Consider the following 20373-nt stretch of genomic DNA (forward strand, 5'->3'; position numbering starts at 1 on the left):
ATCGATCGCTGGATCCGGTACTACAACGAAGAGCGGCCCCATCAGTCTCTGGACTATGTGGCACCCCGAGCACACCCGGCATTAGCCGCGTAGGGTGTGCAGAAACCAGGGGGTCATTACACTCTACTGATGTGCCCGCCACTTTTCTAGCTTTCAAGAAAATGAACTTGTACTCAAAACTAATGATTGCCATACAGATTACCTCTGGAAGCGTTAAGAATTCTTAAAGATCAACTTTGCGATTAAGTTAAATCTACTCAAGTGATCAACATCAAAGCCTTCACCGGCCCCTTCTTTATCGACATCATCACTATTTATTTTAGCCAAACCATTAATATCACCAATAATTTCAACTTCTTTTGGTATCTTTTCTATCTCATCTTCCGCCCAGCCTGATATCTCTTTAACAAATCCTTCGGGGATTTTTATTTTACTTCCTTCTTCGAGACTAGCCGCCGGGAAAAGCCCTTTCTTTAACAGCCACCTAATATATTCATATCGACTTTCTTTTGGCATTTCTTTATTAAGAATATTGAGGGACCGCAAAAGTTCAGCATCTTCCCGCTTTAAAGACTTATTCTCTTGGGAACTATCTAGCTTTGGTTCTGAAACCTCCCCCACCCCGCATGATTCACAAAACTTTTCAAGGAGATATGAACTGGGCTGATTCCCATTAGCGACTATTATGTCGACAGGTGCATGTTTCGCCCAGATGCGTGCGCTATCCCCAAAGCTATAGTTTTTCCACATCCCAATATTTTCTGAGCGGCAAAAGCCTATATGGTGGATAAATTCCGGGAGCGATTTTATCCCTCCACCTTTTATACTTTGCTGCCACGCAGACAAAATAACCCTATGGAAGTTTCTTACCGTAATAACAACTTTGTCTACACCGTTTATTTTTTCTATGAAAGACGCTATTCCTTTTTCATTCATGCATGACAAAGCTTCTGCCGACAAAATAACATCTTTTCCACTAGAGTTTATTTCACCAACCAAATCAGACCCAAGCTGCTCCCATTCTCTCCCGGATCTTATCCATGGAATATCACTCCCACAAATACCGTAGCAGGCGTGCTGATGATTAAATAAACTCCCGGGGTATAAGTAACCTTGCCTGTAAAGCTCCTCTCTGTTCTGGTGAAAAGAGTTCTGTATATATGTAGTGCCTGATTTCATCTGGCCAATATGAACAATTTTTCTCACGTCCCACCCAACAGTCTACTAATATCATCGGCAATATTTGCATTCATTGGCTTGGTTAGAGCTTTACCGTCTTCCATGAACACCACTTCTTTTGCTTCTTTATAGTCATTTACAACATAATTCTTTCCCCAAATCTTCGCTGCCCCATCCCAGTCCCAGATGATCGGCGTGGCGCCGGTCAACATCCCTTCACCGATGGCCATATGAAAGGATTCAAAATCGGATGGCGAGAGAATAAAGCCCACCATGGTGAACCAGTCGTTGACGTCATCACCGGGGGGGTCAAAGATCACTTTATGTCGTAACCGAGGGTTGCTGTTGATGCGTTCGAAGACATTACGATAGTAGGCTAGCTCGTCTTCGCGCTTGAGCAGCCAGCCGTAGTTGAGCGGGTGCTTGCCCTTCACCCGCAGGCAGTAGCGGTCATCCTCTTCTAGCAGGGCTTCCAGCAGGTCCACCGCTCGATCGAGGCGCTTGCTCTTGGGCGCAACCCCCACGATACCCAACGTAAAACGGGCCTCCCCGGTCTTCTTCTTGGGCGTGAACTTGGTGTCGTCCAGGTAGTTGGGAATCACCGAGGTCTTGTCGACGGGGAAACCCTTGAAGACTTCCAGCGCCTGTCGGCGGGTATGCTCACTGACGAAGCTGACGTGGTCGATGTTGTCCCAGTTGGCCTCGCCCATATAAGGCGTGCGGGCCTCCTGGGCATGGAAGCGGGCCACCAGGCGCTGATGAGGCTGCTTGTGGTGGGAGTACCACTTGAGATTGCCCAGGCACCACTCGCAGAAGATCACATCCACCTGCTCCAGCAGCGCACGGCTGTGAGCTTCGTCATGCTTGTTATGACCCTGCCACTGGTCGGTAAGGAACTCGAACTGCCCAGTGGCTTCCAGCTTCTTCTGGAGCAGGGTGAAGAACTTGAGGTCGTGACCGGCGACCAGCACGCGAGTCTTTCGTGCCGGTTTGGGCGCCTTGGGGGCTTCAGCCAGCCACTGGCGAATCTCGTCCACGCGTGTCGAGAAGGTATGGCGCTCAGCCAGCCACTTGAGGGCGTCGGCGGCCTGCTGGGCAACCTGCGGTTCACGCAGCGCACGGGTCAGCTGGCGGCGGAACTCCTCTTCGCTGTTGGCAAACAGCGGATAGTCCTGGCCCAGCAGTTGCTCGTGGAGCGAGTTGCGATTGAGAATGGCGGCACAGCCAGCGCCGCCGTACTCCAGAATCTTGGTGGAATACTCCACGGTGTCGTTCATGCTCTCCGCACGCCAGGAGAGCCCCACGCGAGCCTGCTGCAACTGCTGCTGTACGGCTTCGCGGGACTGCGCCCCCAGCCAGCTCAGGCCCCGGGTGTTCTCCAGTGCCTGCTGCATGCGCTGCTGATAGTCGGGACGAGCCGTCTCGTTATGGATCTTGTCCCCGATCATTATCAGCTCACTGCCTGGCTGCTCACGGTGAATGGCGGGCCAGGCCTCGGCCATTTCCAGGGTCATCCAGTCGCCCTTGAACTTGCCGGCGTAGATGGCCCTTGTCGGGCGCTCAGCCAACGCTGGCAGACGTTCAGGCAGGTCCGGGATCACCGGGGTATAGAGGCGGAACTTACTCTCCTCCAGATCGGGCACCAGTGCCTTCCACAGCGTCTTGAAGCCATCGGTCTGGCACAACAGGCGCTGGCAGCCTCGTGCGATGCGCTGCATGACCAGGCGCTGGTCGGGGGCATAGTCGGCCACCGCCTGGGGGATGTCGGTGAGGTACATCCAGCACTTGGCCAGAACATCGGGGCTGTCCAGCAGTCGGGTGGCGATCTCCAGTCCGCGCACGATAACCACATCATAGGGATTGGCACGATCCAGCTTAACGGTCAGCTCGGCCATCATCGGCAGTGTCAAACGCTTGAAGCCCTTACCCTGCCAGTGCTGGCGGTCGGTCCCATCCAGGATGGTGAGGTTGTCAGCCGTTTTCAGCGGACCGAATAGCTCATCGCGATCCGGACTGCTCTTGGCCAGGAAATCCACCTCAACCGTGCCGGTGGCCGCCGTGGCCAGTGCAATGGTCTGCGCCCAGATCGAGGAGCCGTCGATGTAATTGAGGTCGGGGTTGCCGCAGATCAGAACACGCTTTGTCATGGTTCAGCCTCCCACTGCTTGCTGGTGTGCGGTACCGCCGGGCTGAAACTGGTCGCTGTCGGCGAGGAAGATATCCGGGTGCGTCACGCGCTCCTCCGGGCGGGCCTTGATCGGTTGCTCGAGAAACTCGGGCGTCTTCCACAGCGCACCGCTCAGGCTGGCCTGCCCGCCGTAGGCGAAGCGGTCCTGGTCCAGCGCCTTGGCCCAGCCACAAGCCCTGGGCTCGTAGAGGCTGGCATTGGTCAGGTCGCGGAGGTAGTGCTCGCCGTAGTGGCCATGGGGGCTTAGCCAACCGGCCAGGGGCGTATCGGCGTGCTGCTCGGCCAGCCAGGCGGCCTTCTGCCCCCTCTGCAGCAGGGTGATGTTGTCGGAGAGCGAGCCGGCCAACTGAGCCAGCCCCGGCGCGCAGGCGATGCCCAGCTGGAAGTGGCGATAGCTCTGCTTGTGGGCGAAGTGATTCAGCGCCTCGAGCTCGGCCTGAGTGTGCGCTTCAGCCACCAGCGCCATGGCGGGGTCGGTGGGCAGGCGGGTTTCAATGCCCAGGCGGTCGAAGATGTCGTTCAGGCGGTGGGCGTAGGTGTGCTTGGCGAACACCTCGCGGATACCGGCCAGACTGCGCCGGCGCCACTCGGCGTCGTCGGTCATCAGGGTGTGCAGGGCCTCGTCGGCCTCTTCCTGGCTGTGGACCAGCCACACGGCGTCGGAGTCGAACAGGTTCTCGATGCCCTTGGCGTAGGTGCTGACCACGGGGGTACCGCAGGCCATCAGCTCGAACACCCGGCGCGAGAACATGGTGGGCGAGTCGGTCACCGAGTTGACGTTGAGGAACACCCGGTAGCGACTATATTCATCGCACAGTTCCTTGTAGGGCAGACTGCCCTTGATCCCGGCCTGGTACTCTTCCGGGAAGGGGAAGATGCCAGTGCCGTGATTGCGATCAAAGATCTCCAGGCCGTGCCGATTGGCCGCCTGAAGCAGCCAGCGCATGGCCTGGCCGCGTTCGGCATGGCGGTTTCCGTACCAGCTGCCCGCGAAGCAGGCACGTGGTTTGCGGCCTGCCAGCGGCGCCGGCTTATGCAGCTCTGGCTGGGCGGCAAAGGGCAAGGCGTGCACGTTGGGGTTGCCGGTCTTGGCCTGATAGGAGTCCTTCATGTTGGCGTCAGTGGTGAAGATGTGATCCACCAGCTTGGCGCTGCACATGAATTTCTGATGATGGACCGGGTCTTCCTTGTTCCAGAACAGGGTAGGAATGCCCCTCTCGCGGGCGTACTGGCAGATATGCGCCACTTCCTGTCCGGGCTTATTGGCGTAGTCCGCCACCCGGTACTGCCAGCTGCCGTAGTTGCCCTTCCAGGCGCTTTCGATAAAGAAGAACTCGGGCTGGTACTTCTCGGCCAGGGCATACCAGTTATCCGGGCGCGGCTGGATCAGGTTCACGTCCTGCTCGAAGCAGCCGGTGGTAAATTCGTCCATGATGCCGATTACATAGGGCTTACCGTTGGGCGGCTGTTCCGGCCAGCCGAGTATGCTGATCTCGGCAGCCTGGGCGCTCGGCGGTACGAACTGCGTGGGCTGGGACTTGTCCGGCTTGGGCTTCACACGAAGCTCGCGCAGCATCACCTGCTCGGCGTCACTCTTGTTGAACCCACAGACGCCCACACGGATCTCACTGATGCCCTCGGGCACGGTGAAGGTGTGCAACTCCTGAATCTGGTTCTGGGTGCAGGGCAAATACTTGAAGTAGGCCTTGAGGTGGCCGGACTTCGCCATCTTGCCGCAGGGTTTTTCAACCAGCTTGCCCTCGGCATCGAAGCTGTTGATCAGCAACACTGCCTTGCGATTCTGCGCGCCCTTGATATTACGGTATTCGGCAGCGGCTTCGATGATCAGTGCTTGACCGGCCTTGACCGGGACGCTGTACCAGAGGGGGTCTTGCTGGGGCAGCTCGACGGTTTGCGGTTGGTTCAGCACACCGAAGCAGGACTGCGCTTGTGCCGTTGCTTTTGGCGCTGTTGTGGTGGGCGCTGCGACCACTGCGGGCTTGGACTGCGTTGTTGCCTCAACCTCTGTTCCCTCCCCCTTGAACGCCTTCACCATCGGTGCGGTATGCGCCGCGAACAGCCCATCGGCACCCAGCCTGGGTGCAGGCAGCATCAGTGACTTCTGAAGCGCTTGCGCCAGACTCTCGGGGAGGCCCGCTTGAAACGTCACCATGGAGGCATGCTTCGTCGCCTGCTCCGCCAGCGGTGCGACATCCGACCCCACAAGCCTCTTGCCGTAGGCCAGCGCCTCCACGGCCTTCATCGGCGGTACGAGTTCACATACCGGCAGCCTTTTGCGAGGAATCACGACCGTGTCGATCAGCGCGTAATAGTCAGCCACCTGCTCATGGGGCACCCGCCCCACCTGAATCAGCCACGGCTTGTCGGCCAGGCGTTGCGAGACCTTGGCGGCTTCGGTGACCGACTGGTCATCGCCCACCAGCAGCAGCTTGAGCTTCTCCCCCTGAGCCACCAGCTGCGCGCCGGCATCGATCAGGGTCTCCAGCCCTTCATAGTCACTGAAGCTGCCTACATACCCCACCACCCTCTCATCATCGCCAATACCCAGACGCTGTTTTAGGGCCGGATCGGCGGCCTTGATCTCGGGTAGTGAGCTCATGCCGTTGGGCACGATCTCGACCCGGTTCAAGTCAACGTCGCGTCGTCCCAGCTCCTCTTGCATAGGCTGGTTGAGGGTGAAGACCTTCTGCGCCTGGCGGGCCACGAAGGCATCGCGCCTGGCCTCTCGCTTGCCTGCGGGGGTGTTGGCATAGCCCGGTTCGCGAGCGTCGCGAGAAAGCTCCCAGAAGCCTCGCACCTCGTTGAAGAACGGCAGGCCCAGGCGCTTGGCGGCGATCCAGGCCGGCAGGCCGAGCGTGTAGTTGGAAGCCGCCAGCACCACCGCCGGCCGGTAGATCCGGAACAGTTCCACGAAGCGGGCCACGCTGGCTTCCAGGTGCTCGCGCTCGTTGGCGGGCGCCTGGCCTGGCAGCCAGCGGCTATGCAGATAGCGTACGCCCTTCACCACGCGTTCCGGCGCCACGCTGCCCTGCGCTGCGCCCAGCTCCCACGGTCGCCCGGGGCGCACGAAGCAGAGGGTCTCGAAGCCGCACTTGTTCAGTGCCTGGGCGATGCCCTGGGTGCGAATGGCGTAGCCGTTGCTGGCGTAGCTCTGGCCGTGACTGACCACATACGCCACACGCCCCGCAATGGGAGCCAGCACGGGCGTGGTGGGTTGGTCGGCGAGTTGGGTGGCAAGGTGAAGAAGGTCGTCCATGGGATACCAGATAAGTCGTCGAGGTTGATGAGAGACGCAGGGCGCGTTGCCGCCAGTCACCCGCTGGGGCCAGGCTCCTGCACTGGCTTGTCCTTGTGCCGCAGGAGCCTGGCCCGGAGGGGATTAGCCCAGCAGGCCAACGGCGTCGATGACGGTTGGCTTGGCGCGAACGGCGTCGGTCTTCTGGATAAAGGGCTTGTGCTTCACCAGCACGCAGACCACATCGGCCTGGGCCAGGGCCTCCTCCAGGCTGACCAGCGCCACGTTGGGCGCCTCCAGGCGCTTGGGCAGGGCCTCGATATTGGGCTCCACCACCTGCACGCGGCAGCCCAGCCCGGCGATCTTCTCGGAAATGCCCAGGGCCGGGCTCTCGCGCAGGTCGTCGATATCCGGCTTGAAGGCCACGCCCAGGCAGGCCACGGTAAGATCACTGCGGCGCGCCTGCGGGTATTCGCGGTGATAGTGCTCGAGCGCGCCGTTCACGCGCTGCAGCACCCATTCGGGCTTGCCGTCGTTCACTTCCCGGGCGGTGCGGATCAATTGAGCCTGTTCGGGGCAGGCATCGACGATGAACCAGGGGTCCACGGCGATGCAGTGGCCACCCACGCCGGCGCCCGGCGAGAGGATGTTCACCCGCGGATGGCGATTGGCCAGGGCAATCAGCTCCCACACATTGATCTCGAGCTCATGGGCGATGGTGGAGAGCTCGTTGGCAAACGCGATGTTCACGTCACGGAAACTGTTCTCGGTCAGCTTGGCCATCTCGGCGGTGCGGGCGGTGGTGGGCACGCACTCCCCCTCCACCACGATGCCGTAGAGCGCACAGGCCGCCTCGGCGCACTTGGGCGTCATCCCGCCGATCACCCGGTCGTTCTCCACCAGTTCGCGCACCACGTGGCCGGGCAGCACCCGTTCGGGGCAGTGGGCGATGCGGATGTCCGAAGCCTCGCCATGGGTCTGGGGAAAGGTCAGGTCCGGGCGGGCCTCGGCCAGCCAGGCGGCCATCTGCTCGGTGGCCCCCACCGGGCTGGTGGATTCCAGCACCACCAGGTTGCCGGGCACCAGCACCTTGGCCAAGGCTTCGCTCGCCGCCTTGATATAGCGCAGGTCGGCCTGGTGATTCTGGCCGTTCTCGTCGGTGTGGAACGGCGTGGGCACGGCCACCAGGAAGGCGTCGGCCGGCTCGGGGGTGGTCGTCGCCCGCAGGTAGCCCTCGTGCACGGCGGCATGCACCACCATGTCCAGCTCCGGCTCGATGATATGGATCTCGCCGCGGTTGATGGTCGCCACCGCATGCGGGTCGATATCCACGCCGATCACCTGCTTGCGACGCGAGGCGAAAACGGCGGCGGTGGGCAGGCCGATATAGCCGAGGCCGATCATCGAGATGGTATTGAATTCCATGTCAGTAGGTTCCCTTGAAGATTCCAGATAGGCGCGAGCAGGCACCACGACGCAGTAAGGCGCTCGCCGAGACGACGCGCCGCCATTGCATCGGCCTCCCGCGGCGTCAATGTTCGGGGGTGAGACAACGCCCGTTGGAGGATCGGGCGTTTCATGGCATCAGGAGATGGCCAGAGTAGGTGCCAGCGCCTTCAGGCGGTTTCCGTCTGGCGTACCGCCAGCGCATCGAGGATGCGCTCGCAGGCCTTGCCATCGCCATAGGGGTTATGGGCGAAGCTCATGGCACGATAGGCCTCGTCATCGGTCAGCAGGCGCGTCAGTTCGGTAGTGATCACGTCCACGCTGGTCCCCACCAGCTTGACGGTACCGGCCTTGACGGCCTCCGGGCGCTCGGTGGTGTTGCGCATCACCAGTACCGGCTTGCCCAGCGACGGCGCCTCTTCCTGGATGCCGCCGGAGTCGGTAAGGATGATGTGGGCGCGGTTCATCAGATAGACGAAGGGCAGGTAATCCTGGGGCTCGATCAGGACGACGTTGTCGATATCGGCCAGCAGCCGGTTGACCGGCTCGCGCACGTTGGGATTGAGGTGCACCGGGTAGACGATCTGCACGTCCGGGTGGGCCTTGGCGGTCTCGGCCAAGGCCCGGCAGATGCGTTCGAACCCATCGCCGAAGCTCTCGCGGCGATGGCCGGTCACCAGCACCAGGCGCTTGTCGTCCTCGAGGAAGTCGAAACGCTCGCGCAGCTCGCTGCCGAGCGGGCCAGCCTCCAGCTTGCGCACCACCTCGAGCAGCGCATCGACCACGGTATTGCCGGTCACGTGCACGCTGGCGGGATCCACGTTCTCACGCAACAGGTTCTGCCGGGAGGTGTCGGTCGGTGCGAAGTGCTTGGCGGCGAGCGCCCCGGTGAGCTTGCGATTGGCCTCTTCCGGCCAGGGCGAGTAGAGGTTGCCGGTGCGCAGCCCGGCCTCCACGTGGCCCACCGGGATCTGCTGGTAATAGGCCGCCAGGCTGGCGGCGAAGGTGGTGGCCGTATCGCCATGGACCAGCACCATGTCCGGGCGGAACTCGGCCAGCACCTCCTTCAGCCCCTGGAGAATGCCGCAGGTGATGTCGTTGAGATCCTGGCCTGGCTTCATCAGGTTCAGGTCGTAGTCGGGAGTGAGCTCGAACAGCGAGAGTACCTGGTCGAGCATCTCCCGATGCTGTGCCGTCACACAGACGCGGGCCTCGAAGCGCTCGTCATCGGCGAGCTGAAGTGCGAGGGGGGCCATCTTGATGGCTTCCGGACGGGTACCGAATACGGTGAGGACTTTCATACGCATCCTTGCGGTGGTGTTAACAGGAAACAGTTGGAATCATCGCGTGCCAAGATGGCGATGATATGAACGACGGGGGAGACGAGCCGAAACGTCATCGGGCCGCGGCGTCCATCAGCTGGTATTCCAGCTCCTGGCAGCGCCGGAAGTAGTGCTCCAGCAACTGCTGGGTGTGCTCCAGCTGGAGCGACTGACAACGCGATGCCTCTTCGGGGCGCTCGCTGGTGGGCGGCGCCGGCGGGCTCGCCACCGACACGGGCCCGGGGCGGAGTGCCGAACCGGCGGGATGGCCGGTCGACCTGGCAGCCGGCAGCGGCGTGACCGGACGCGAAACGGCCGGCACCCGACGGCCTTCGCGCTCGCCATGCTGCAGGTAATGGATCAGCGGGTTGGCACCGCTTCGCGCCACATCCCCGTGCTGCTCCTGATACCCCCGCGTATGAAAGGCCGCCGAGGGATTGCGCCCCACCCGCCAGCCGTAGCGCGCGAAATGGGTCGCCGGGCACATGTCGAGCCTCGCCACGTCCGGGTAGGTGGCGAGATACCACTCCGCATCGAACAGCGGGGATTGCCTGATGAGTTCGATCTGTTGTTCAAGATCCATGTCTTTCGCCTTCCCATGCATCGGGTTTGGGTAAACGGTCTTCCTGCTGGCCGAAACGCAGGTAATGCACCAGGGGGTTGGCCTGGGCGTCTGCCACATCCGGGTATTCGCTCAGGTACCACTGGCTATCGAAGGCCGGACCGGGCGAGCGGCCCTCCTGTCCCCCGAAGCGCACGAAGTGCTCCAGGCCGGGCATGCCGCTCTGCTGCACGTCCGGGTTGTGGTGGAGGTACCAGTCGCTATCGAACAGGCCCGACGCCTTGACGAGGCGCAGGTCTTCCTTCAGCCGGCGCCCCCCGCGACCTGTCACTCCCGCCCCCAGCGCAGAGAGGCTCTCCACCAGGCGCTTCGGACGTGCGCTGAGCTCTGCCAGCTGCCTCTCCTTCTCCTCCAGCATCCGTGTCAGCTCGGCCAGCTCGGCAAAGCGCGCGTCCTGCGCCTCACGCAGCGCGACATTCTCGCGATCCCGAGCCGCCTGGGCGCGTTCGGCGGTATCGCGTTGCTGCTGCAACTCGACCAGCTGGCATTCGCTTTCCCGCCCGGCCGCTTCGAGCGCCTCGAGTTGCTGACTCTTCTGCTCGAGTTCCCGGGCCTGCTCTTCGCGGCGGCGTTCAAGCGTCTGGTAATCCTGCTGCAGCGTCTCATGCGCCTTACGGTGACCGTCGGCCTCCTCGCGTGCATGCCGAAGCGATGCCTCGGTCTCCTCGACACGGCGCTTGAGCGCCGCATGCTCCTGCTCCAGGGCCGCATGCTCCTGCTCCAGGGGAGCGAGTTGGCGGGCCTTCTCGCTTTCCGTCGTCAGGGCTGTCTCCAGCCGGGCACGCTCCCTCTGGAGCTCCTGAAGGCTGGCCTCCCGCTCTGCGATACTCTTCCGGGCCTGGTCTCGCGCCTCCTCGGCGGACTGGAGCAACTCGGTCAGCCGCGCGGTTTCCTCGAAGCGCGTCGATCGTTCGCTCTCGAGCGCTTCATCGCGTGCCTGCAGTGCCGCCTGAAGCTCGGCATTGCGCTGCTCGAGCGACTCGATACGAGTGTCCGACGGAGCCTGAGGGGGTTCAGCGCTGCGCCGCTCGGGCGAGAGCCGCGCCTCAATCTCGGGAGCAGACGCACAACAGGCCAGGCCCAGGCGAGTGAACACCTGCTGGATCAGCCGCTGGCCCGGCTGGCCCGACTGGAACCCCAGCAACCGCTCCAGCGTCTCGGTCCGATGGGAACCGATCGCGACAATCCCCAGCCCCTGGCCCTGCTCGAAGAGGAAATGCGGTCGGCCATCACGTACTTGCTGGAAGAGCGACTCGCCGGGCTGGCCGGGGCCCGCCTGACTGATCAGCACCACGCCGCGAGACGAGAGCCTGGCCTGCCACCGCGCCCATTCACGGGCAATCGGCTGCGCCACACCGGGGGCCACGTGCAGGATATCGACGCTCTCCTCCTGCAGCCGTCCCAGGGCCTCGTCCTGGGAGGCCTGCTGCACGCTGGCGAATTCCTGGTACTGGGCCTCGGTATGCTCGCGCAGGGCGGGGTCGGGGGGGCCGGCGGTGAAGGCCAGGCACTCGGCATAGGGATTGAGCCGCTCGAGGGCCTGACAGAAGGCAAACCAGGAAGCCCCGTCCTCGGTCCCGAGTTCCACCACACGCTGGGGACGCTGGGCCTCCACCAGCCAGAATGCCACGGGAAGGTGCATCCGCCAGGAAGAGTCGGTTGGGTACTTGGGTCGCCAGAACATCGACTGCAGCGATAACTGCGGGATCAGCACCTGGGCAGGCGCCTGGCCGGTGGCCTCGATGGCCGGGGTCTGGAGGGAGTGGGTCATGATCACGTCAGTCGGATGAGGTTGAGGGGAAAAGGTCAACGAACCGGTCGGCCTTGCCATCCTTGGCAGATAACCGCGGGGTATCGCCCCAGGTCCAGGCACCGCGCTGCCAATCGATGGCCAGAGTCGGATCGTCCCAGCGAATGGCCCGCTCATGCCGCGGTGCGTAGTAGTCGGTGGTCTTGTACAGCACCTCGGCGCTGTCACTGAGCACCACAAAGCCATGGGCAAAGCCGGGCGGCACCCAAAGTTGACGATGGTCGGCAGCGTCGAGTCGCACGCTGTCCCACTGGCCAAAGGTCGACGAGTCTTCGCGGATATCCACCGCCACGTCGAGGATCTCGCCAGCCACGACCCGCATCAGCTTGCCCTGGGGCTGCTCGACCTGGTAGTGCAGGCCTCGCAGCACGCCCTGAGCGGAACGGGAGTGATTGTCCTGCACGAAGGTGGCAGTCACGCCGGTCACTTCCTCGAACACGCGCTGATTGAAGCTCTCCATGAAGAAGCCGCGCTCATCGCCATGCACGTCGGGCTCGATGATCATGAGATCAGGGATGCGTGTGGGGCTGACTTTCATCAGATACCTCCGAAATGGCCGTCGGCCAGTCGCTGCAGATAGTTGCCGTAGCCGGTCTTTGCCAGGGCATGACCCCGGGCCGCCAGCACCTCGGTGGTGATCCAGCCCTGGCGCCAGGCAATCTCCTCGAGGCAGGCGATCTTCAAGCCCTGGCGATGCTCGATGGTCTGCACGTACTGGGCGGCCTCCAGCAGGCTGTCGTGAGTGCCGGTATCCAACCAGGCGAACCCCCGCCCCAGGCATTCCACCTGAAGGTCACCGCGCTGGAGGTAGGCGTTGTTGATGCTGGTGATCTCGAGCTCGCCTCTGTCCGATGGCGAGACCGCCTTGGCGATTTCCACCACATCGTTGTCGTAGAAGTAGAGGCCGGTGACCGCGAAGCTCGATTTGGGATGTGTCGGCTTCTCCTCGATGGACACCGCCCGGCCGGTGGCATCGAACTCGACCACGCCGAATCGCTCGGGATCCTTGACGTAGTAGCCGAAGATGGTCGCCCCCTGCCGGCGGGCGGTGGCTTCACGGAGCTGACCGGTGAAGTGCTGCCCGTGGAAGATGTTGTCGCCGAGCACCAGGCACACTGGGTCATCGCCAATGAATTCCTCGCCGATCAAAAAGGCCTGGGCCAGCCCATCGGGGCTTGGCTGCTCGGCATAGTCGAGACGGATGCCGAAGGCCTCGCCGTCGCCCAACGAGCGCTGGAAGAGAGGAAGGTCCTGCGGGGTGGAAATGATCAGAATCTCACGAATACCGGCCAGCATCAGCACCGAGATCGGGTAGTAGATCATCGGCTTGTCATAGATGGGCAGCAGTTGCTTGGAGATCCCGTGTGTCAGGGGAAATAGCCGGGTACCGGCTCCCCCGGCCAGAATGATGCCCTTTCGAGCCATGGTTGTTCGTCCGTGAGTGGTGAGCCCGGCTACGCCGGGAGCTGGAAGCTGGAAGCTGGAAGAATCTCGAGGATATACCGGGCTCTTACAACAACTGCTGTCCCCGATAAATCCGGCTCCTGTAACGAGTAAGAGCCTACGAATCGAGTTGCTCAGCCAGTGTCAGCGCAAGCTGTTCCTGCCAGTTGGGCAGGGTGATGCCTAATGCGCGCTCGAGCTCCTGGCAGCAGAGCCTCGAGTTGAGCGGACGCTGGGCAGGTGTGGGATAGTCCCTCGTGGCAATGGCCGCCACACGTTCGGGCCTGATGGCAAGCTGGGCATCCTGCGCTGAGGCCTGGCGAAAGATTTCCCGGGCAACGCCATGCCAGCTCGTCTCCCCCCTCGGCGCCAGGTGGTAGAGCCCGTCCGCCAGCTGGCGCTCGAGCGCCAGGGCTGTCACCTGGGCAATCAGTCGCGCCGGGGTGGGCGCACCGACCTGATCGCTGACGACCTCGAGGGCGTCACGCTCGCGCCCAAGCCGAAGCATGGTCTTCATGAAGTTGTGGCCGCGGGCACTATAGACCCAGCTGGTACGGAAGATCAGGTGCCGACAGCCGCTGCCGATGACGGCGAGATCCCCGTCACGCTTGGTCTGGCCGTAGACGGAGAGCGGCCCGGGGGCGCTGTCTTCCTGCCAGGGCGCCTCACCGGTGCCAGGATAGACATAGTCGCTGGAGTAGTGCACCAGCTGGCAACCTTGCTCGAGGCAGTAGGTTGCCAATTGCGCCGGCAGCCCGGCATTGAGTCGTCGGGCCAGGTCGGGCTCGCTTTCCGCCTGGTCAACAGCGGTATAGGCCGCTGCATTGACGATCAGTGCGGGCCGGTGTTCGTCCAGCCAAGCATCGACGGCTTGAGGGTCGGCCAGGTCCAGCTCCTGACGCCTCGGAGCCAACACCTCGCCCAGCAGGCACAGCTGACGCTGCAGCTCGAAGCCGACCTGGCCATTGCCCCCCGTGATCAGGATCTTCATGAACCGACTCCCAGCCGTTCTCCCTGATAGCTGCCATCTTGCACGCGCTGCCACCATGCACGGTTATCTAGATACCACTGCACGGTCTTGCGCAGGCCGCTCTCGAAGGTCTCCCGCGGCACCCAGCCCAGCTCGCACTCGATCTTGCCGGCGTCGATGGCATAGCGCCGATCGTGACCGGGACGGTCTTTGACGAAGGTGATCAAGCTGGAAGCCGGAAGCTGGAAGCTGGAAGAGTCGGGACGCAGTTTATCCACTAGAGTGCAGATGGTTTCGACGACTTCGAGATTGGTCTTCTCGTTGCGGCCGCCGATATTGTAGGTCTCTCCCACCCTACCTTCGGTGGCCACCTGGATCAGGGCGCGGGCATGGTCTTCCACATAGAGCCAGTCGCGGATGTGCTGTCCGTCGCCATACACCGGCAACGGCTTGCCGGCCAGGGCGTTCAGGATCATCAGCGGTATCAGCTTCTCCGGGAAGTGATAGGGCCCGTAGTTGTTGGAGCAGTTGGTGATCAGCGTCGGCAGGCCGAAGGTGTGCTGCCAGGCACGCACCAGGTGATCCGAACCGGCCTTGCTGGCGGAATACGGCGAGCTAGGCGCATAGGGGGTTTTCTCTGTAAACAGGGAGCTGGAAGCTGGAAGTTGGAAGCTGGAAGAAGCCCCCTCCTCCGCCAAGTCTCCGTAGACTTCATCCGTCGAGACGTGGTGGAAGCGGAAGCCCGCGGCTCTTTCCGGGGCGCTTTCCCGCAGCTGCAGCCAATAGGCCCGGGCCACCTCGAGGAGCACCGAGGTGCCGACCACATTGGTCTGGATAAACGCCGCGGGACCATCGATGGAGCGATCCACATGGCTCTCGGCGGCCAGGTGCATCACGATATCCGGCCGATGCTGCTCAAAGGCCTGTTGCATGGCCCGGGCATCACAGATATCCGCCTGCACGAAGTGGTAGCGCTCGGAATCGGCAACCTCGGCCAGTGACGCCAGGTTGCCGGCATAGGTGAGCTTGTCGATGTTGACCACGCGGTGCTCGCTGTTGGCGATCAACTCGCGCACCACCGCCGAGCCGATAAAGCCGGCGCCACCGGTGATCAGGAAGGTCTTGGCCATGTCAGTCCCTGTGATCCCGGATGATCAGGAGCAGCATGCTCAGGATAAAGGCCAGGAAGATCGTGACGATGGCAAACACGGCGGCGTTGTACAGCCGATCGGGCCGGGTCGGGTACTCCGGAAACAGCGGGCTCTGCAGCACGCTCACCTGCTTGAGCTTGCGCGCCGCCTCGATGCGGGTGTTCTCCAGCGCGGCCAGGGCACTCGAGTAGGTCTGCTGGGCAAACTCCGCCTTCAGCTCCAGGGTCTGGTATTGCGCCGAAATGCGATTCAGCGAGTCGCCCGTGGCCTGGGCGAGACGGTCGCGCTCCTTGTCGATCTGCTCGCGGAGCGCGGCGATCTCACTTTCCACCCGCACGACCTCGGCGCTGCGCGAGCTGGAAAAGCTGCCCAGGGCGCTGCGCCGGGCCTGCAGCCTCGCGAGTTCGCCTTCCAGCGTGCTCACGACCTGGTTGAGACTTTCCACCGTGTGGGTCGGTGAGACAAGGCCCTGTTCGTTCTGGTAGGCCAGCAAGTCGGCGCGAGCGGCGTCCAGGCGCTCGCTGAGCCGCTCGACCTGTACCTCGAGGAAATCGACCTGCTCCTCGGCCAGTCGTTGGCCCATATCGTTCATGTGCGCTTCCCCCGCCTCCAGCAGGAGCTCGGCCAGGTCGTGGGCGAATTGCGGCGTATAGGCCTGCACCTCGATGTTGAGCACGCCGGCGTATTCATCCATTTCCACCGTGACACGCTGCATGTAGTACTGGTGAAGCTCCTCGATGGGCGCCTCGGGATCCCAGAGCTGGGCGAAAAGATCCCCGTGCTCACTGTAGTGACGACGGAAATCGAGTCGCTCCTGGACCTGCTTGAGCATGTCCACCGACAGCAGGTATTCGCGCAGCAACAGCAGGTCGTTGTTGCCGGATGCCCCGGTGAGGATGGAGGAGAAGCTGATGTCCGGCTGGGCGATCTGTGGGCTTTCCAGCACCACGGTCGCCCGGGAGACATAGCGATCCTCTGCCCAGACGAGCCAGTAGAGGCTGACCAGGATGATGCCCACGAGGGCCAGCGCCCACTGTGGCTGAGTCTTGATGAACTGTTTCATAGGGAGAAGTACCGGATGTCGGTAAGAATAGGCAGCGGCGGGCCTGACACCGGCCGGCAGGCGGCCCGTCAGGCTTTCTGGCCGGTGGTTTCCTCGTGATAGGCGGCGATGGCGTCGTTGATATCGTCGTACCAGACGGCTTGGCCACGGCGCAGGTAGACGCCCGCCTGGCAGAGATCCTTGAGGATCCCCTCGCTGTGGGAGACCATGATCAGGCTGGCCTTGCCCACCTTGTCCTTGAAGGCCTGGGTAGCCTTGGCCTTGAAGGCGCGATCGCCCACCGAGGTGGCCTCGTCGGAGAGGTAGACATCGAAGTCGAACGCCAGGGAGAGCCCGAAGTTGAGCCTCGAGCGCATGCCGGAGGAATAGGTCTTGATCGGCTCGTCGAAGGCCTTGCCGATCTCGGCAAACGCCTCGACGAAGTCGATGATGCGCTGGACATCGAAGCCGCCGCCGTGGATGCGCGCCACGAACTTGACGTTCTGCCGCCCGGTCATCGAGCTCTGGAATCCACTGGAGAGCCCGATGGGCCAGGAGACACGACAGTTTCGCTCGATCTCGCCGCGGCCCGGGCTGTCCATGCCGGCGATCAGCCGCAGCAGGGTCGACTTGCCCGCGCCGTTGCGCCCCAGCAGCCCGACGCTGACACCGCGTGGAAAGCTCAGGTTGACGTCCTTGAGCACCCAGTCGCTGCCGTGATGGTTGTGGTAGCGCTTGTAGAGGTTGCGGATCTCGATCATTTCGCCTTCAACCGTTGCGCAAAGCGCACATGGAGCAGTAGCCCCAGGGCGATCACCCCCAGCGTGAACAGCCAGAAGTAGGTCATGCTGGTGCCGTGGACGACCTTGTAGCCCTCGAAGAAGCCCAGCCGCAGCGTCTCGAGGCCATGCACGATGGGGTTGTACATCAGGTACTCGAGCAGGTCATGCGGCAGGTGGTTGAGCGGAAAGATCACCCCGGAAAGGATCAGCAGCGGCAGGCTGAGCATGCGCACCACCTTGCCGACCTCCGGCACCAGGGAGCCCAGCACCGAAACCACCAGCCCCAGCCCCAGCCCCAGGCACCACAGCGAGCCCCACACGAGCATGGCGCGGATGGCGTTGTCCGGCGCGATATCCAGCCCCAGCAGCAGCCCGCCGAGGATGAACAACAGGAAGATGAAGGTGCGCAGCATCCCTTCCAGGAAGCAGCGCACCAGTACCGGGTCCACCGGCTGCACCTGACGATAGGCGAACAAAGCCCGGTTGGCATCCACCGCGCCGAGCCCGCGCATCATGCCCTCGCGCACCATGAAGAAGCCCATCATGCCGACGATCATCCAGGGGATGAAGTCCGCCCCGACGATCAGTCGATCCCCGCTGATGACGCTGCGGATGGCCACCATGATCAGCACGAAGGCCGCCGGCTCGGCGACCATCCAGAACCAGCCCAGGCGATCGGCCATGGTGCGCGAGATGGCCTCGCGCATGAACATGGCGTACCAGACACTGCGCGTGACCTGCCACGGGGAGCGGGCGCTGGTGGCGCCGTTAATAGTCTCAGACATTGGCGTAAGTGGTTAGCGCGCTTCGCGCTTGTAAGTGGTGAGAAGTAAGCTGGAAGAGCCCGGCTTCGCCGGGAGCTGGAAGAACGCCTGCTGCGCAGGCTTAAGCTGGAAGCTGGAAGTACCCCAACCCCAACATCGGTTTAAGGGGTTTTCTTCCAGCTTCCAGCTTCCAGCCGCGTAGCGGCGCTCTTACAGCTTATAAGTCGACGGCCACCTTGGTGGCCACGGCGATCTGGTAGAGGATCTGCGTCAAGCTGGTCGCGAGCTGCAGGTTCTTGGTGGGCACCTCGGGCATCACCAGGATCTCGTCGCCCGGGCGCAGCGTCACCTCATCGGCATCGCGCACCGCACCGTTCTGGCGCACCACCAGCACGTGGTCGTCGTCGCCGCGACTGGTCAGGCCACCGGCCCCCTCGATGTAGTCCCAGGTGCTCATGCCCGGGCGGTAGACCACCGCCTGGGGCACCACCACCTCGCCACTGATCAGCACCGAATCGGTGATCTCGGGGATGGTGATCACGTCGCCGTCCTGCAGGCGGATATCGCTGATTTGACCGCGATGGGCCACCACCAGCCGGCCGCTGGGCTCCATCTTGCGCGCGCGCTCGGCGAACTTCTGGATCATCTCGGCCTCGCGCACCCGGATCTGCGCCTCCTCGTTGGTGGCCGAGGACGCCCCCAGGTAGGTCGTCTCCAGCCGGCGCAGGCTCTCCTCCAGGGCGGCCTCCTGCTGGGCGGCCACGCTCTCGCGCTTGATCGAGATGCTGCGCTCGGCGGTCATCTCGGCCGGCACGGCCACGGCATCCAGCAGCTCGCCGAGCCGGGCGTCGCGCGGCAGCGCATAGCGGGACGGGCCGTAGTAGCTGCCTTCCAGCTGCACCACGATGGTCTCGTCACGCTGGTCGGCACTGAACAGCACCTCGTCGCCGCTGCGCACGGTGCGCTCACCGAAGTGGGCCAGCGGCACGTACTCGGCGATGGGGCCCGAGGCGCGATCGCCGCGCAACAGGACATGGGAAACGCCGCTCTTGAGCCGCGCCAGGTCGACCACCTCGGCACCGGCCAGCTGGTTGCCGAGCAGCTCGTAGCGGTAGTCACGCTCGACCTCGCCCACCACGGCGATGGCCGGACCGCGCTCCTCCACCACGATGGTGTCACCGTCACGGAACTGCGGCCGTGCCAGTTCCCCGCGCAGCAGGAAGTCGTAGAGATCCACGTTGGCGATGGTCCGGCCGTCGCGGACCACCCGGATCTGCCGATAGCTGCCCAGGGCATCATCGATCCCGCCGGCCTGGTCGAGGAAGTACAGCAGCGAGTCCGAAGGGGTGCCGGCATAGCGACCGGGATTCTCGACGTAGCCCGTGACGAACACGCCGACCGGCTGCACGCCCTGCAGGTTGGTATAGACCTGCACGTTGTCGGGATACACGGACCGGATGGCCTGGCGCACGCTGGCATCGAGCTGCTGGCTGTTGAGCCCCTGTACGGCGAGCGGGCCGATGGAGGGGATGAAGATATTGCCCTGGGCATCCACCGGCATCACCCGGTCGAGTTCCACGGCCCCCCAGGCCCGCAGGGTGACCTGGTCGCCGGGCTTGATCTGGTAGCCGGGCGTCAGGCCGTCGGCCATGGTGCCCCGGAAGCCGCCCTCGAAGAGGTTGGCGCCGAACGGCGGCAGGGCATCCATCTCGGCTTCATCCGGCTGGGCGCTCACGGGCCCGTAGTTGGCGTTGTTCCAGTTCGCCCGCGGCGCGGCATCCACCTCCTCGGGCACCGACTCGGCCTGCTGCTGTTGCGGCAGGATCTCGCTGGGTTGTCCGACGCTCTGGGCCATGGCCAAGGGGGGGAGGCTCAGCAGCCCCGCCATCAGGGCGACGCGCGGCCAGGGGATACGGGCAGTCATGGCTGTTGTCCTCCTGCGGATTGGGTCACCAGGCGACGGCTCTGCCAGCCGTCTGGCGACTCACAGGCCACGGCCTGGCGAGCTTGGCCACTGCCGCCCCCCTCGATGTGCAAGCGCCGACAGGTTCGGCCGCTGGCGGCGTGGTAGGGCGCCTCGGCCCGGACCGTCACGCCCGGTCCCCAGGGGCTGGTGGCCAGGGTCGTCACGGCCTCGGGGGCTGACTGGGCGAGAAAGCCGCTGAGGTTGGCATCCAGCGCCCGCCCATGGGCACCGCCGGCCATTACCGAGCCCGTCTCGGCGGGCGGCGTGGCCGAAAGGGAGCTGCAGCCGGAGAGCCCGAGGCTCAGCACCACGAGCAGTGCTGCGCCCCAGCCGGGCAGGCAGCCCGCGGCCGCCCGGCGACGGGATAACAAGGTCGGAAATACGTCCATGAAGGGTTCTCTTGAGACGTCGAGATGACGAGCCACTCGCCGT

Annotated in this window: 17 protein-coding genes; 1 reads left to right on the forward strand and 16 read right to left on the reverse strand. The window is 63.3% G+C overall.

Annotation, left to right across the window (positions count from 1 at the left end):
- Nucleotides 1-93, forward strand: coding sequence for an integrase core domain-containing protein (locus EKG36_RS19580; RefSeq protein ID WP_425459614.1), 93 nt, complete (start codon nt 1-3; stop codon nt 91-93).
- 120 nt (nt 94-213) lie between these two features.
- Here the strand turns inward: EKG36_RS19580 and EKG36_RS19585 are convergent, their stop codons facing one another.
- The 16 genes from EKG36_RS19585 to EKG36_RS19660 form a co-directional block, all read right to left on the reverse strand.
- Complete coding sequence (locus tag EKG36_RS19585) at nt 214-1206, reverse strand: hypothetical protein (protein ID WP_126486963.1); 993 nt, start codon at nt 1204-1206, stop codon at nt 214-216.
- Nucleotides 1203-3326: a glycosyltransferase family protein gene (locus tag EKG36_RS19590; RefSeq protein WP_126486964.1), complete on the reverse strand. Its 2124-nt coding sequence runs from the start codon at nt 3324-3326 to the stop codon at nt 1203-1205. The genes EKG36_RS19585 and EKG36_RS19590 overlap by 4 nt, the downstream gene beginning before the upstream one ends.
- Nucleotides 3327-3329: 3 nt before the next feature.
- Nucleotides 3330-6704, reverse strand: coding sequence for a glycosyltransferase family protein (locus tag EKG36_RS19595; RefSeq protein WP_221766124.1), 3375 nt, complete (start codon nt 6702-6704; stop codon nt 3330-3332).
- Between the two features lie 63 nt (nt 6705-6767).
- Nucleotides 6768-8048 (reverse strand): UDP-N-acetyl-D-mannosamine dehydrogenase, encoded by a 1281-nt coding sequence (wecC, locus tag EKG36_RS19600; RefSeq protein ID WP_126486965.1) that lies wholly within the window; start codon nt 8046-8048, stop codon nt 6768-6770.
- A gap of 191 nt (nt 8049-8239) precedes the next feature.
- The gene (wecB, locus tag EKG36_RS19605; protein ID WP_221766125.1) at nt 8240-9370 is read right to left on the reverse strand and encodes a non-hydrolyzing UDP-N-acetylglucosamine 2-epimerase; all 1131 of its coding nucleotides are present in this window, start codon (nt 9368-9370) and stop codon (nt 8240-8242) included.
- Between the two features lie 94 nt (nt 9371-9464).
- Nucleotides 9465-9974: a hypothetical protein gene (locus tag EKG36_RS19610; RefSeq protein ID WP_126486967.1), complete on the reverse strand. Its 510-nt coding sequence runs from the start codon at nt 9972-9974 to the stop codon at nt 9465-9467.
- Complete coding sequence (locus EKG36_RS19615) at nt 9964-11784, reverse strand: class I SAM-dependent methyltransferase (RefSeq protein ID WP_185827619.1); 1821 nt, start codon at nt 11782-11784, stop codon at nt 9964-9966. Before EKG36_RS19615 ends, EKG36_RS19610 begins: the two co-directional genes overlap by 11 nt.
- A 7-nt stretch (nt 11785-11791) precedes the next feature.
- Nucleotides 11792-12361, reverse strand: a complete 570-nt coding sequence (gene rfbC / locus EKG36_RS19620; protein WP_126486969.1) for a dTDP-4-dehydrorhamnose 3,5-epimerase — start codon at nt 12359-12361, stop codon at nt 11792-11794.
- Complete coding sequence (gene rfbA / locus EKG36_RS19625; RefSeq protein WP_126486970.1) at nt 12361-13248, reverse strand: glucose-1-phosphate thymidylyltransferase RfbA; 888 nt, start codon at nt 13246-13248, stop codon at nt 12361-12363. Before rfbA ends, rfbC begins: the two co-directional genes overlap by 1 nt.
- A gap of 136 nt (nt 13249-13384) precedes the next feature.
- Entirely contained in the window at nt 13385-14257 is an 873-nt protein-coding gene (gene rfbD / locus EKG36_RS19630) for a dTDP-4-dehydrorhamnose reductase (protein ID WP_126486971.1), read from the reverse strand.
- Entirely contained in the window at nt 14254-15366 is a 1113-nt protein-coding gene (gene rfbB / locus EKG36_RS19635; protein ID WP_126486972.1) for a dTDP-glucose 4,6-dehydratase, read from the reverse strand. Before rfbB ends, rfbD begins: the two co-directional genes overlap by 4 nt.
- A gap of 1 nt (nt 15367) precedes the next feature.
- Nucleotides 15368-16450: a KpsE/RkpR family capsule polysaccharide export protein gene (locus EKG36_RS19640; protein ID WP_126486973.1), complete on the reverse strand. Its 1083-nt coding sequence runs from the start codon at nt 16448-16450 to the stop codon at nt 15368-15370.
- 68 nt (nt 16451-16518) lie between these two features.
- Nucleotides 16519-17190 carry an ABC transporter ATP-binding protein gene (locus EKG36_RS19645; protein ID WP_126486974.1) on the reverse strand — a complete coding sequence of 224 codons (672 nt, stop codon included), beginning with the start codon at nt 17188-17190 and terminating at the stop codon, nt 16519-16521.
- Nucleotides 17187-17996, reverse strand: a complete 810-nt coding sequence (locus EKG36_RS19650) for an ABC transporter permease (RefSeq protein ID WP_126486975.1) — start codon at nt 17994-17996, stop codon at nt 17187-17189. Before EKG36_RS19650 ends, EKG36_RS19645 begins: the two co-directional genes overlap by 4 nt.
- A gap of 196 nt (nt 17997-18192) precedes the next feature.
- Nucleotides 18193-19899, reverse strand: coding sequence for a polysaccharide biosynthesis/export family protein (locus tag EKG36_RS19655; protein ID WP_126486976.1), 1707 nt, complete (start codon nt 19897-19899; stop codon nt 18193-18195).
- The gene (locus EKG36_RS19660) at nt 19896-20330 is read right to left on the reverse strand and encodes a DVU3141 family protein (RefSeq protein ID WP_126486977.1); all 435 of its coding nucleotides are present in this window, start codon (nt 20328-20330) and stop codon (nt 19896-19898) included. The genes EKG36_RS19655 and EKG36_RS19660 overlap by 4 nt, the downstream gene beginning before the upstream one ends.
- Nucleotides 20331-20373 lie beyond the last annotated feature (43 nt).

This window comes from Halomonas nitroreducens (assembly GCF_003966155.1).
GTDB lineage: Bacteria > Pseudomonadota > Gammaproteobacteria > Pseudomonadales > Halomonadaceae > Halomonas > Halomonas nitroreducens.

Bases quoted from the DNA above. Each gene is read 5' to 3' on its own strand.
- EKG36_RS19590 (WP_126486964.1), bottom strand. From the start codon at position 3,326: ATGACAAAGCGTGTTCTGATCTGCGGCAACCCCGACCTCAATTACATC.
- wecC (WP_126486965.1), bottom strand. From the start codon at position 8,048: ATGGAATTCAATACCATCTCGATGATCGGCCTCGGCTATATCGGCCTG.
- wecB (WP_221766125.1), bottom strand. From the start codon at position 9,370: ATGAAAGTCCTCACCGTATTCGGTACCCGTCCGGAAGCCATCAAGATG.
- EKG36_RS19610 (WP_126486967.1), bottom strand. From the start codon at position 9,974: ATGGATCTTGAACAACAGATCGAACTCATCAGGCAATCCCCGCTGTTC.
- EKG36_RS19615 (WP_185827619.1), bottom strand. From the start codon at position 11,784: ATGACCCACTCCCTCCAGACCCCGGCCATCGAGGCCACCGGCCAGGCG.
- rfbC (WP_126486969.1), bottom strand. From the start codon at position 12,361: ATGAAAGTCAGCCCCACACGCATCCCTGATCTCATGATCATCGAGCCC.
- rfbA (WP_126486970.1), bottom strand. From the start codon at position 13,248: ATGGCTCGAAAGGGCATCATTCTGGCCGGGGGAGCCGGTACCCGGCTA.
- rfbD (WP_126486971.1), bottom strand. From the start codon at position 14,257: ATGAAGATCCTGATCACGGGGGGCAATGGCCAGGTCGGCTTCGAGCTG.
- rfbB (WP_126486972.1), bottom strand. From the start codon at position 15,366: ATGGCCAAGACCTTCCTGATCACCGGTGGCGCCGGCTTTATCGGCTCG.
- EKG36_RS19640 (WP_126486973.1), bottom strand. From the start codon at position 16,450: ATGAAACAGTTCATCAAGACTCAGCCACAGTGGGCGCTGGCCCTCGTG.
- EKG36_RS19645 (WP_126486974.1), bottom strand. From the start codon at position 17,190: ATGATCGAGATCCGCAACCTCTACAAGCGCTACCACAACCATCACGGC.
- EKG36_RS19650 (WP_126486975.1), bottom strand. From the start codon at position 17,996: ATGTCTGAGACTATTAACGGCGCCACCAGCGCCCGCTCCCCGTGGCAG.
- EKG36_RS19655 (WP_126486976.1), bottom strand. From the start codon at position 19,899: ATGACTGCCCGTATCCCCTGGCCGCGCGTCGCCCTGATGGCGGGGCTG.
- EKG36_RS19660 (WP_126486977.1), bottom strand. From the start codon at position 20,330: ATGGACGTATTTCCGACCTTGTTATCCCGTCGCCGGGCGGCCGCGGGC.